At 68.7% G+C, this 11,535-nt stretch carries 11 protein-coding genes; 4 read left to right on the top strand and 7 right to left on the bottom strand.

The window, feature by feature from the left end; genetic code table 11:
- Nucleotides 1–116: 116 nt before the first annotated feature.
- From OOK40_RS05360 to OOK40_RS05350, 3 genes are all read right to left on the bottom strand, one after another.
- Nucleotides 117–383, bottom strand: coding sequence for an acyl carrier protein (locus OOK40_RS05360; protein WP_266476925.1), 267 nt, complete (start codon nucleotides 381–383; stop codon nucleotides 117–119).
- A 320-nt stretch (nucleotides 384–703) separates the two neighbouring features.
- Nucleotides 704–2,659 (bottom strand): BTAD domain-containing putative transcriptional regulator, encoded by a 1,956-nt coding sequence (locus tag OOK40_RS05355; protein WP_266476923.1) that lies wholly within the window; start codon nucleotides 2,657–2,659, stop codon nucleotides 704–706.
- Nucleotides 2,660–2,908: 249 nt separating this feature from the next.
- A complete protein-coding gene (locus tag OOK40_RS05350; protein ID WP_266476921.1) occupies nucleotides 2,909–4,456 on the bottom strand; it encodes an MFS transporter in 1,548 nt (515 codons plus the stop codon).
- Between the two features lie 249 nt (nucleotides 4,457–4,705).
- Here OOK40_RS05350 and OOK40_RS05345 point away from each other — a divergent pair, with 249 nt between their 5' ends.
- On the top strand, nucleotides 4,706–5,401 hold the full coding sequence (locus tag OOK40_RS05345) for a TetR/AcrR family transcriptional regulator (protein WP_266476920.1): 696 nt from the start codon (nucleotides 4,706–4,708) through the stop codon (nucleotides 5,399–5,401).
- Between the two features lie 254 nt (nucleotides 5,402–5,655).
- Here OOK40_RS05345 and OOK40_RS05340 read toward each other — a convergent pair whose 3' ends face one another.
- The 3 genes from OOK40_RS05340 to OOK40_RS05330 form a co-directional block, all read right to left on the bottom strand.
- Nucleotides 5,656–5,871 carry a hypothetical protein gene (locus OOK40_RS05340; RefSeq protein ID WP_266476918.1) on the bottom strand — a complete coding sequence of 72 codons (216 nt, stop codon included), beginning with the start codon at nucleotides 5,869–5,871 and terminating at the stop codon, nucleotides 5,656–5,658.
- Between the two features lie 85 nt (nucleotides 5,872–5,956).
- Nucleotides 5,957–6,655, bottom strand: coding sequence for a restriction endonuclease (locus OOK40_RS05335; protein WP_266476917.1), 699 nt, complete (start codon nucleotides 6,653–6,655; stop codon nucleotides 5,957–5,959).
- Nucleotides 6,652–6,783 (bottom strand): hypothetical protein, encoded by a 132-nt coding sequence (locus OOK40_RS05330; protein WP_266476916.1) that lies wholly within the window; start codon nucleotides 6,781–6,783, stop codon nucleotides 6,652–6,654. Before OOK40_RS05330 ends, OOK40_RS05335 begins: the two co-directional genes overlap by 4 nt.
- Before the next feature lie 312 nt (nucleotides 6,784–7,095).
- On the opposite strand from OOK40_RS05330, the gene OOK40_RS05325 reads away from it, so the two are divergent.
- Both OOK40_RS05325 and OOK40_RS05315 read left to right on the top strand, forming a co-directional pair.
- Nucleotides 7,096–7,956 (top strand): hypothetical protein, encoded by an 861-nt coding sequence (locus tag OOK40_RS05325; protein ID WP_266476915.1) that lies wholly within the window; start codon nucleotides 7,096–7,098, stop codon nucleotides 7,954–7,956.
- A gap of 206 nt (nucleotides 7,957–8,162) precedes the next feature.
- Entirely contained in the window at nucleotides 8,163–9,188 is a 1,026-nt protein-coding gene (locus OOK40_RS05315) for an NAD-dependent epimerase/dehydratase family protein (protein ID WP_266476914.1), read from the top strand.
- A 6-nt stretch (nucleotides 9,189–9,194) separates the two neighbouring features.
- On the opposite strand, the gene OOK40_RS05310 is transcribed toward OOK40_RS05315, so the two are convergent.
- The gene (locus OOK40_RS05310; protein WP_266476912.1) at nucleotides 9,195–10,520 is read right to left on the bottom strand and encodes a DNA-binding protein; all 1,326 of its coding nucleotides are present in this window, start codon (nucleotides 10,518–10,520) and stop codon (nucleotides 9,195–9,197) included.
- A 504-nt stretch (nucleotides 10,521–11,024) separates the two neighbouring features.
- Here OOK40_RS05310 and OOK40_RS05305 point away from each other — a divergent pair.
- Complete coding sequence (locus OOK40_RS05305) at nucleotides 11,025–11,492, top strand: ATP-binding protein (RefSeq protein WP_266476910.1); 468 nt, start codon at nucleotides 11,025–11,027, stop codon at nucleotides 11,490–11,492.
- Nucleotides 11,493–11,535: the final 43 nt, after the last annotated feature.

Raw genomic sequence — 11,535 nt, 5'->3', positions numbered from 1 at the left:
AGGCTCTGGGGCCGTGCCGGCGAGCGGCTGTACGGACGTGGTCGCCGGCGTACGGACGGGGCCGACCGCGCTGTCGAGCGGCGCCGGCCAGTGCGACCGGCCCGGCGCCGCAGGCGCTACGCCGCGGCGGAACGCGCCGCGCACTCCTCGGCGATGTGCGCCGCGAGAGCCTCGATGGTCGGGTGGTACCACAGCGCCGTCGTACCGAGCTCGAAGCCGAGCCAGCTCTCCATCTCACCGGCGATGATGAGCGCCTGGGTGCTGTCCAGGTCGAGCTCGTCGAAGTACTGGTCGGCCGGGACCTCCGTCGGCTCCACACCCAGGCGCTGTGCGATCTCGTCGATCAGCCATTTCTGGGCTTCTTCGGCCGTAACGTTCGCCATTTCCCATCCTCTCCCACGGCTTATTGCACGCCTTCGGGGACTTTCGCATTCCCCGTAAGGGCGCCTCGCACATGGAGGCGCAAACAATCATCAGCAATGACCGAAAACCCGGCCATTATTCGGGACTTGCCCGCGAGCTTTGACCATAGGTCTGAGCCCCTGTCCGAGCAACCGAACTCCGCACCAGCAAAGGCCGATTTACCTCATGGCAATCATTCGTTCGGCCTGTGCTGGGCGGAATTCCCGTGCTGAGCTGCGGTGATTGAGTGGAGGAAGACGGGAGAAGACGTGCTGTCAGCCTCGCGCAAGGCTGTCAGCGGTCATGTCAGCCGGTGCCACCGGCCGTTGCCTGCATTGCGAGTCCTGCTCGAAGTCACCGACTGCTTGGACCGCAGCGCATAGGAGTGGTCGGCAGCCCTTCGCGCGAGTTCGGTGACAAGTGCGTGGATCGACAGGTGCGGTGTCGCCGCGAGCCTGGCGACGGCCATGCGCAGCTCCAGCGGATACTGCCCGCAGACCGCCGCCAGTTCGGCCGTGGCATCGGGCTCCGCCTGCGTACGCTCCGGACCGAGATGGGTCTCGATCAGGGCGTACGACTCCGCCGCGGACAGGACGTCCAGGGCGATGGACTGCGCGCCCTCGCGGGTCACCAGATCCATCAGCGGCGATCTGCTGGTGACGACCACCAGGTTTCCCGGAGTGCCCGGCAGCAGTGCGCGGACCTGCGCCGCGTCCGCCGCGTCGTCGAGCAGCACCAGGAAGTGGCGGCCGGCGAGAAGGCTGCGGAACAGGGCGGACGCCTCTTCCCGGGTGTCCGGGATCCAGGCGTCCGGCACTCCGAGGGACCGCAGGAAGCGGTTGAGCACCGTGCGGGGGTCGACCGGCCGTCCCGCGGCTTCGGCGCTGCCCTGCAGATCGGCGTAGAGCTGTCCGTCGGGGAATTCCTCGTGACGGTGATGGGCCCACCGCACGGCCAGTGCCGTCTTTCCGATCTCGGGCGGTCCGTTAATGGCGGCGATGCCCACGGAGGGGTGCCCCTTGCGCTGGTGCGCCAAGAGACCGTCCAGAATCCCCAGTTGCTCCTGCCGGCCGATGAAAGGCGTGATGACCGGCGGAAGTTGCGCCGGTGGAGCAAGGCTTCTGGGGCGGGCCGCCTCCGCCACGAAGGGCGGCGGGGTCGGCGCGGGCCAGGAGTCGCGGGCCGTGCCGTACGTATGGGTCGTCGCCGAGCCGGGCCGCCCGGCGGCCGCCTGATCGGTGCGCCCGTCGGGGCCGTCGTCCATCAGGATGGCGTTGCGCGCCTGCCAGATCTCTTCGCTCGGCTCGACGCCCAGTTCCTTCTTCAGCCTCATCCGCAGATCGGCGAAGAGGCGCAGCGCGGCCGCCCGCCGCCCGGAGCCGGCGAGCGCGAGCATGATCCGCGCCTGGAGTGCCTCGTGGAGCGGCTCCTCGTACGACGCGACCCTGAGATGTTCGACCGCAAAGGCGGAACGGTTCAGCCTGATTGCCAGATCCGCGAAATCGATGGCCACATCGATATGCCGCTGCGCCACCCTGACGACGGCGGGGTGCTGCCACAGCTGCGACAGATCCTGCAGGAGCCGCCCCTGCCAGCCGCGCAGGGCCTGGCCGAACAATTCGAGCGCGGCCATCGGATCGGCCGCCGCCGTCTGCTTGGCCTGTGCGCTGCGTTCCTCGAACTGACGGAGATCCAGCTCAACGCCTCTACTGTTGAAGACGTATCCGCCGCGCACCGTACTGATACGGCGGGCTCCTCTTCCGTGCCTGCCCTGCCCCGGCTCGATGAGGCGGCGCAGTCGTGCCACATAGGTATGCACCAATTTCTGGTAAGCGGGCGGCGCTTCACCGCTCCACAGCACATCCGCTATTTCTTCGTGGCTCACGGTCTGGTCCGGCTGTACGGCGAGCAGCCCGAGCAGTGCCCGCTGCTTCAGCGGCATGGCCACGGGCAGCCCCGTGCACAGAACCGTCAGCGGCCCCAGCAGGCGTATCTCATAGCGGAATCCGGGCTGGTCGGGCTGCGGATCCGTGTCCGGCTCGCTCCCCGGTCCCGCGGCCTCGTAGTCGTACCCGACCACCTCGGCCATCCGCGCCAAGGTCTCGTGGCGCGGATTCTTCACCTGGCCACGTTCAATATGACGGACGGTTCTGACGCTGATTTCGGCTCTTCGCGCCACTTCGTCCTGCGTTAATCCTGCCTTGATGCGTGCGGCCCGCAGACCGTCCCCCCTGGCAATCCTCAACCATCCCCCCACCCTTCAAGCGCATTTGGCGACGCCAGTTCGATAAGGACTGACATACGTCTCGCCACCGGTCACTCTATTGTGAAGATTCTGCGGAAGTGAAGACTCCGACTTTGTCATTGCCAACAGTCCTACGAAACACGGTCCCAGGGTGTTGACACCAAGTGACCATGGACTGTGGTCTTGTGGGAATCCAGTCGAACCCTCAACCACATTCCCTGGGCCCGCCGGCCGAACGGCCGACGGACCCGCGCACCACTCTCAGGCGGTCCGAAGCGGACTTTCCGCCGCAGGCGACTGCCCGTCGTACTCGGGAATATCGGCATCCGGCTGTTCGGCGGACCGGCGCACCAGCACCAGGACCAGGACCCCGGCGAGCGCGGCCGCGACACCGCTGATCAGGAACACTTGATCAAGACCTGCCGCCCAGGCGTCCTCGATCGCGGTGGTCGCCGCGGCCCGCGACTGCTCCGGGAGAGAGGCGACCACGCCGGCGGCCTGACCGCTGCTGACCTGCTCGGCCACCTCGTTCGCCCCGGCGAACGCCTTGCTGTCGTCGAGGTTCCGGCCGACCACACCCGTCAGGATGGCACCGACGATCGGAATGCCGACCGCGAAGCCGAGCTGACGGAACGTGTTCGCCGCACCGCCCGCCATGCCCGCCCTGCTCGCCGGCGCAGCGGCCAGCGCGGCCGACGCGAGGGTCGGCGAGGCGATACCGACACCGATACCGGTGACGATCATGCCGGGGAGCAGGGCCGTCCAGCCCGAGTCGCCGGTGACAAGCATCTCCAGGAGGGTGCCCGCGCCGATCAGCAGAAGACCGATACCGATCGGCCACTGCGGAGCGACGCTCGCCAGGAACCGGCCCGCAAGTCCGGCGGCCAGGAAGGACATTCCGCTCAGCGGCGTAAGGATCAGACCCGCCTTGACCGGGCTGAGGTCGAGCACCGACTGCGCCCACACCGAGACGAACACCAGGTTGGCGAAGGCCGCGGCGCTGAACACCACGGCTCCGGCCATCAGCCCGCCGAAGGACGGTGTACGCAGCAGGGCCAGGTCCAGCATCGGATCCCGCTTGCCGCGCTCGACCAGGACAAAGGCCACCAGCGCGAGCGCCGCACCGCCGAACAGGGCGAGCGTCGTGTTCGCGCCCCAGCCGTCGTCGCCCGCGCGGATCAGCGCGAAGATCAGCAGTGTGGCCATCAGGGTGAAACCGATCGTGCCGGGCAGGTCGACCCGGCGGTCGGTGCGGATGGCCGAGCCCTCCAGATACTTGCGGCCGACGATCAGCGCGAGCGCCGCGACGGGCAGGTTGACCAGGAAGATCCACCGCCAGTTCAGATGCTCGGTGAGCAGTCCGCCCAGGATCGGTCCGGCCGCCGCCGCGGCGCCGTTGACCGCGCCCCACAGGCCGAAGGCGATTCCGCGGTCGCGACCGCGGTAATTGCTGGCCAGCAGGGCGGTGTTGGTGGCGAACATCGCGGCGGCGCCGAGGCCCTGCACACCGCGCGCCGCGATCAGCTGACCACTGTTGTCCGCGAGGCCGCAGGCCAGCGAGGCGAGGGCGAAGACGGCGAGGCCGACGAGATAGACCCGCCGGGCGCCCTTGAGGTCGGACAGCGAGCCGATCGCCATCAGCAGGGCGGCGAGGACCAGCACATAGACGTCGACCACCCACTGCAGATCGGAGAACGACGCGTCGAGCGAGTCGGTCATCTGCGGCAGGGCGACGCTGACGATGGTCACGTCGATCAACAGCATGAAGGTGCCAAGGCAAACCGCCAGCAGCGGCATCCATTTGCGCATGACGCGGAGCCTCTCAGATTGCGGGACGAAAAAGGACAAATACATCCAGCCGGTCGGCCGGGTCGCCCGGCGGCCGGGTCGTGCACTGCTGCGTAACAACCGGTGCCGCAGGACGCGGCGCCGGTGACGGGCGGTCTGTGCGGGCACCTCTTAGACAGTGACTAATAGGTTAGGCTGACTCTATGCCCTGCGGGTCGCCGGGCGTCAAGTCGCTTCGGTCACACCCCCTCCAGCGTTAGGTTTTTAGTCATGTCTGGGTCAGCGCCCCGCCGCCGTTCACGGGCCTCGGCAGGCCTGCCGCCCATCACGGCGGACAAAATCATCGATGCCGCGGTCGAGTTGACCGCCGAGCACGGACTCGACGGCTGGTCCATCCGGCAGATCGCCACCAAGCTGGACGTATGGCCAGGTGTGGTCGCGCATCACGTCGGCGACCGCGAGGCGGTGGTCATGGCGGTCACCGACCGGGTGATCGCACGCATTCCGGTGCCCGACGCGGACTCGGCGTGGCGCGACTGGTTCAGCGCACTGATGCTCGAAGGGCGCGCCGTCCTGCGCCAGTACCCGGGCGTGGCACGCCGCCTGGTCCTGGTCGGCCCGAACGTGCCGGCCGCGCTGCCGACGATCGATGTCGGCATCAAGGTGCTGCTGGGGGCGGGGTTCGGCAAGCACGCGACCGAGATCTACCGCTACCTGCTCAACAGCGCGTTCATGCTGGTGGCGGTGGAGGACGACCGCGACAACTACTTCCCGGCGGCACGCGCGGAAATGGGCCGCGCCATGGCCGCGTTCGCGAAGGACGAGACGCGCCCCGGCCTGGCGGCGGCGGGCGCGCAGGCGGTCGCGAGCGACGACCCGGCGGATCTGGCGGCGCAGGACCTGGCGTTCTTCAAACTGACGGTGGAACGATCCCTGGACGGCGCGGAGGCACTGCTGAAGGACTGACCCGGCCGCGTGGGCGCCGCCCCGGACCCGCTACGCGACGGCGACCAGCTCGCGGGCCCGTTCGTCGAAGTCGGCGACGAGGATTGGCCCGGCCAAGCGAGCTCGATGGCAGCAGGACACCGTCGATCACCAGCTGCACTGCGCACGGTAGGCATGAACTCCTCCCGTGGCATCACGATCACGAGCAGGCCCGTCGCGGAAGGGTCCGGGCGGACGGGCCGATGGGGCATTCACCGTGAGGGGCACCGAGGGGCTCACGGGCCGCCGGACTGCGAGATGCTCTCCGCGAGTTGGCCCACGACGTTCAGGACTCCCTGGCCGAAGCTGGTCGGGGCGATCAGTAGGCCGAACACCAGCACAATGAGTACAGTCAACTTCTCGTCCACCCGACTCCGAGCCTCCGTACGTCGACGCAGTCGGACGATGATGATGAAGGCCAGCAGAACTGCCACATTGATCGTCAGAATCACCCGTCCACTCCTCCCAACAGGCAAAACACCACGGCGTTACCGGTAGTGCCAGGGCCCCGTCCTGCCCATTCGTGCGGCGCACGGGTCAGGACAGGGCCGTCGGTCGACGTGGAGGAGGGATGCGGTCCAGCAGGTCCCACAGCGGACGGGATCCTGCGGCCCACTCGCCGAGTACACGGCGGTCGACGAGATGAATGCGATGCTCCCTGCCCCAGGGGATGGCCTTCGAAGAAAAGCGACCGTTGGTGAGCACGACCGCGATGTCCGCCCCGTGGACCTGCCGGGCAGTGCCGTTGACCTGCTGCAGCACGCCGACGCCGACGGCAGAGCCGCGGTCCCCGTCTCGGCGGTGCTTGCACTGGATTGCCCAGACTCGGCCGGCCGGGTCGGTGGCCCGTACGTCGCAGGCGTCGTCGCCGGCACCGCCGATCCGCTCAGCACTACACCCGTCCCGGCGCATCAAGTCCCGTATGGAGAACTCGAATGCGCGGTGGTCCAGGGCGTCTATCTCGGCGATCCTCAGCCGCAGCGCCTGGGCGCGGACGCGCTGCCACTCGGCCCTCTGTCGGACCTGCTGGATCCAGAGGCCACCCGCGACCGATGCCATCACGGCCGCGAGAACGAGGAGCCACCAGTGGACAAGCAACCACTGAACGGCGGCGGCCACCAGCCCAAGCGCCACGACTCCGCCAACCAGCAGGGCAACCTGCTCGTCCTGCTTCTTGGAACGGCGGACCGGACGGCGCCGGACGGGACCCCGCCGCACCGGGCGACGGCGGCTCACAGGCCCACAAACGACTGGTCGCTGGCCGCGGGAGCGGGGTGGCACAGCGGCGGGGCCTTTGCTTCACCGCCGAACGCGCTGTCGGCCTCCGAGGCTCCCCGTATGTACGCCGGCACCTGTATCGCCATGAAAGAACTCCCCCTCGATCCAAGTTCGTTGGCTTATCCCTGCACAGGTCGTATGAGAGCACGCACCACTGACACAACGTCACCGTACGGTCACTGATGGCGCTGGGTTTTCGGTCAGCGAGTCCTTCACATCGATGCGCCCGTGGGCGAGCGACCTGCGCGTCTGGTGGCTCGACCGATCTGCTTTCAGCCGTTTCCACACCGTGGGGGCGGTGCCGCGATCGGCGGCCGAGCAGTGGCCTTCGTAGCTCTGTTCACCGCATAGACCGAGACGGACATGGGGTCCATTGCTCCGGTGCTACGGTCGCCCGCATGACGCTCTCGGTACCTTCGGCGCAGGCCGTTGACTTGCGAGTCGAACCGGTTGACAACGTTCTCGATCACGTAGAGCGATCCCTTCAAGTCGAGTTGGACCGGGACACGGTGGTACGCAAACGCCGCTCGGTCGGAGCGCGGACAGACCGGCGCACGTGGGTCCGTATTGAGAGGCGCGGGCTCGACAAGATCGGGGTGCAGGGCTGGAACGGCACCGAGTGCGCTGCGCGACTCGACGGCATTGCCCAGCCCACCTGGCAGGGGTGTGTCGTCTGGCGGGACGCGGACGAACCCGTGATGTGGCGCGCCGACGAGACCGAGCTCTTGCCGAGTGCGCCCATCGGTACCGCGATCCTCAGCGAAGACCCGAAGCTGCAGGACTCGTGGTGGCAGGCGTTCAACGCTTTGCTGGACGCGCTTGTGGCCCAGGACACGACGCGTGTCGCCACTCCGGACACCGTCACTATCACGCAGGCTCTCGTCACCGAAGCTGTCCGCAGCATCTCCCGCGCCGATGGCTTCGACACGACGGTAGAGCGGTGGGTGCCGGCTCACGCGGATCTGAACTGGGCCAACATGACGGCGCCGACGTTGTCTGTCTTCGATTGGGAGGACTGGGGCAACGCGCCGCGCGGCTTGGATTCCGCTTCGCTGTGGGGAAGCTCCCTTGCCGTCCCCTCTCTGGCCGATCGCGTACGGCTGGAACGGCGCCACGACTTCGAGAGCCGGGACGGCAAGCTGATGACGCTCTTCGTGTGCTCGAAAATCCTCGGTCCGCACGCGCACCCGCAGGACCCCCGGTTGGAACCCGCGCGCCGGATGACGGATCAGGTCATCGCGGAGCTTCATGCAGGCTGACAACGCGTCCGGGCTCGGATGAGGTCTCGGTACTCGCGGACGGCCCGCTCATCGACCTCACTGACCAGGGCGCCCATCAGTTCGCCCAGGTGGGCGGGCTCGTCCGGCGAGCGATCGGTCCACCAGCTGACGCCCGCATGCGGGATAGGGCCGGATCAGAGCGGGCCCCTTATCCCGGGGCCCTCGGGGAAGGCAGGATCTTGGGCATGAGGATTCTGGTCTTGGGCGGTACGTGGTTCCTGGGCAGGAGTGTCGCCGTGGAGGCGCATCGTCGCGGCTGGGACGTGACGGCGTTCAGCCGCGGCCGGTCTGGGCAAGACGTGCCAGGGGTGCGGCCGGTTCGCGGGGACCGGACAGAAGCGGCGGACCTCAACCGGCTTGCCGACGAGGGACCTTGGGACGCCGTGATCGATACGTCAAGTTCCGAACTCCCGCCCCGTGACGTGCGCCTCGCCGCACGCGCGCTGCGCGATGCGGCGCGCCGGTGGGTCCATGTCTCCACGGTGTCGGTCTACGCAGGGTGGCCGCATCAGCCCCTGACCGAGGCATCCGAAATCCTGGATTGCCCGTCGGACGTGAACGAATCCTTCGGCTACACCGGCGCGGATGGTTCGCCCACCAAGTACGGGTTTCAGAAGGCCGGTGGGGAGCGAGCCGTCGCCGAGGTATTCGGCGAGGGGGCGGTGTTCCTGCGGCCGGGGGTCATTCTCGGACCCGGTGAGTACGTGGGGCGGCTGCCGTGGTGGCTTAACCGTGCCCACCGCGGCGGACCGGTCCTGGCGCCGGCTCCGGCCAGTCGAATCATCCAGCCGACCGATGTGCGCGATGTCGCGGCGTTCGCCGTGGACCAGGCAGCCGCGGCAACCGGCGGCGCCTACAACGTGGCCCACCCCGAGGGGATGGCCTTCGGGGACTTCCTGCACGCGTGCTTCACCTTGACGCAAGCGGACGCCCATGCGGTGTGGGTGGAGCCGGAGGTGCTCATCGAGCATGGAGTACGGCAGTGGACCGAGCTGCCCCTCTGGCGTACGCACGCGGGTGTGTGGTCAGTGAACTCCAGCCGCGCTGTCTCAGCCGGGCTGAAGTGCCGACCGCTGCGCGAGACGATCGCGGACACGTGGGCGTGGCTGCGGGCCGACGGCCGCCCCGTGGACCACCCGCGCTGGGCCGAACACGGGCTCGCCACCGAGAAGGAGGCCAAGATAATCGCCTCCTTGGCCTCCACGCCCTGACGCGGCTCAGCCCTCCAGGGCCGCCACCGCTCCGGCTGCCGGGCCGAGTTGGTGCTGGGCGGCGAGTCGGCTGAAATGCTCCAGGCGCTCGCCGACTTCGCTCGCCAGAGGCGTCCGGCGGAACCGCTCGTCGGTCAGTGCCCGGCGGACGCGCGCGGTGCGGGTCAGCAGGCCCGTGGCACGCTGTTCGCCGGGCACGATCCAGAGGCGTTCGAGAGCGTCGGCCGCTCCATCGAGATCGCCGCTCAGGAGCCGGGCGGCGGCCAGATCCACGGCTGCACCGCCCACTACACGTACGGAGCGCAGTGTCTCGGGCTTGTTGGCCACCAGCTCAAGCGCGCTGCGGGCCGCGGTCTCGGCTTGTTCGCCGTTCCCGAGTAGCAGGCAGGTCGAGCTGTTGGACATGGCCAACCGTTCGTCGGGGAAGCCGAACTCGCCTGCCACGCCGTCGTGCAGGTCGTCGTTCTCCCCGCGTCTCGCCTCGTGAGAGGCGTTGAGTGCCTGCTGGGCCGAGACGGCGTCGCCTCGGTGGCCGTGGGCGCGTGCTTCGATGGCCGCCAGCCGGCGGCGTGCGACGTCACCGAGTCCGGTGAACATCTGCGCGCGCTGGGCGAGCTGCGCCGCTTCGGCGGGCCGACCGGAGAAGTAGGCGATGTAGGCAAGGGTTCCGCCGGCGAAGGCTCGCAGCGGGGTGTAGCGGGCGGTCTCGCCGTACAGGGCGGCGGCGCGAGCCAGGCGGGTGGCGCCGTCGAGCGAGCCCAGATCGAAGGCCGCGGCGGACAGCAGCGCGCAGGCTTGTCCGGCGGTGATCAGCAGGTCCTGCTGCTGAGCGGGCACCTGAGTGCGGTCGCGTTGCTGCTCGGACTCCTCGCGCAGCTTGCGCGCGGTCTGCAGGACCTCGAACGCCGAAAAGGTGTTGTAGCGGCGGGCGAGTTGGGCGACGTCGTCGCGTAGCTGGTCGACGGTGGTGTCGGAGATGGACGCGGAGGCGGCGGCGCCGGCCTCGCTGGATGCGTCGCGTGCGGTCATGTCGATCTCGGCTTTCAGGCTGAACGCGGGTGCGGGTGACTCGGGCGAGGGAGGCGCCTGGAACAGAGCGGTGGCGCTGACGCCGAACATCTCCTCCAGCACGCGGCAGGCATCTGGGCTGGGTAAAGTCCGGATGGTTCCCGCGGTCCAGCGGCGGAACTGCGCCTCGGAGATCGTCGGGTTCCTGGTGCCCTTCTTGACGACCTGCTCGGCAGTGCGGGCGAAGTGGCCCACGAAGTCCCCGTAACGCCAGTGTCGTTGGGACACCAGCGCTTTGAGCAGCGTCCTGGGACGTTCATCCATCGTCGGCCCCTCTCGGCCACAGAAGACCACTGACGACCGCTGTCGGCTCTGACCGGCGGCTCCCTCGCTTGCAGGGGACACCGCCACTCCTCTCGCACGCAACGCCCTAGGCATAGACGACACTTCGACGCTACCCGCGTGCTAGGTCCGTCACCCGGAAGAGCGCTGCACGCCATCTGCTGGGGCATGGCGACGACATCCGCCTGGGCACCACTCTGATCGCCGTCGCCGAACGCGAGGACGCCATCACCAGCGACCTACGTGGCGCTGGTGAGTCCCGTTCGGACATGTTCGTCTCTTCTCAAGGAGCCCCACCGTGATGCAGGAAACCCCCACACCTGGCCTCCAGGGCAGACGGCCGCTGCCGGTCCGGCCGTGCGGCCGGACCTGGCTCGTGCTCCTGCCCGCAGAGCCGCGGACGGCCGTGGACGTCGCTGGGGGCGGTTTCAGTGCCGGCACGAGGACCGTACGACGGGTCCGGAACACGCTGCGCAGGTGGGAATGATGGCGATCCCCACGCCGAGCGTGCCGAAGGGCCACATGCTCCGAGCGCTCGCGACACCTCTGGATTCCGACCCGCGCGAGGTGTCCAGAGCGCGCAGGACGGCGCGTGGCGCCCTGACCTCATGGGGCCTGGGCGACCTGGCCGACGACATGGCGCTCATCGTGTCGGAGCTCGTGACCAACGCGGTGCAGCACGGCGAGGGACCCATCGTGATGGTCCTCCAGCAGCGCGACGACACGGTCCTCATTGAGGTCGCCGACGCCTCTCCCCGCCTCCCGGTCCCGCGACAGGAGTCCGCCGGGGAGGAGTCCGGCCGCGGGTTAGCCCTGGTCCAGGCATGCTCGGACGACTGGGGGTGCCGTGCACGGGGGCGCAATGACGGCAAGTGGGTGTGGTGCCGCCGATCACTCAGGTCCGCGGCCACCACGCCCGTCGACCAGCCCTCACTTCTGGAGGCTGCGTCATGACCGCCTCCACGGGCACCCGGCCCGACGAAGAGTTTGAATGCCG

The organism is Streptomyces sp. NBC_01481 (assembly GCF_026339995.1).
Classification (GTDB): Bacteria; Actinomycetota; Actinomycetes; order Streptomycetales; family Streptomycetaceae; genus Streptomyces.
The sequence above is the reverse complement of the archived record's forward strand: the minus strand, read 5'-3'. Positions and strand labels throughout refer to the sequence as shown.

Bases quoted from the DNA above. Each gene is read 5' to 3' on its own strand.
- OOK40_RS05325 (WP_266476915.1), top strand. From the start codon at position 7,096: ATGACGCTCTCGGTACCTTCGGCGCAGGCCGTTGACTTGCGAGTCGAA.
- OOK40_RS05330 (WP_266476916.1), bottom strand. From the start codon at position 6,783: ATGGCGATACAGGTGCCGGCGTACATACGGGGAGCCTCGGAGGCCGAC.
- OOK40_RS05310 (WP_266476912.1), bottom strand. From the start codon at position 10,520: ATGGATGAACGTCCCAGGACGCTGCTCAAAGCGCTGGTGTCCCAACGA.
- OOK40_RS05350 (WP_266476921.1), bottom strand. From the start codon at position 4,456: ATGCGCAAATGGATGCCGCTGCTGGCGGTTTGCCTTGGCACCTTCATG.
- OOK40_RS05315 (WP_266476914.1), top strand. From the start codon at position 8,163: ATGAGGATTCTGGTCTTGGGCGGTACGTGGTTCCTGGGCAGGAGTGTC.
- OOK40_RS05345 (WP_266476920.1), top strand. From the start codon at position 4,706: ATGTCTGGGTCAGCGCCCCGCCGCCGTTCACGGGCCTCGGCAGGCCTG.
- OOK40_RS05360 (WP_266476925.1), bottom strand. From the start codon at position 383: ATGGCGAACGTTACGGCCGAAGAAGCCCAGAAATGGCTGATCGACGAG.
- OOK40_RS05305 (WP_266476910.1), top strand. From the start codon at position 11,025: ATGGCGATCCCCACGCCGAGCGTGCCGAAGGGCCACATGCTCCGAGCG.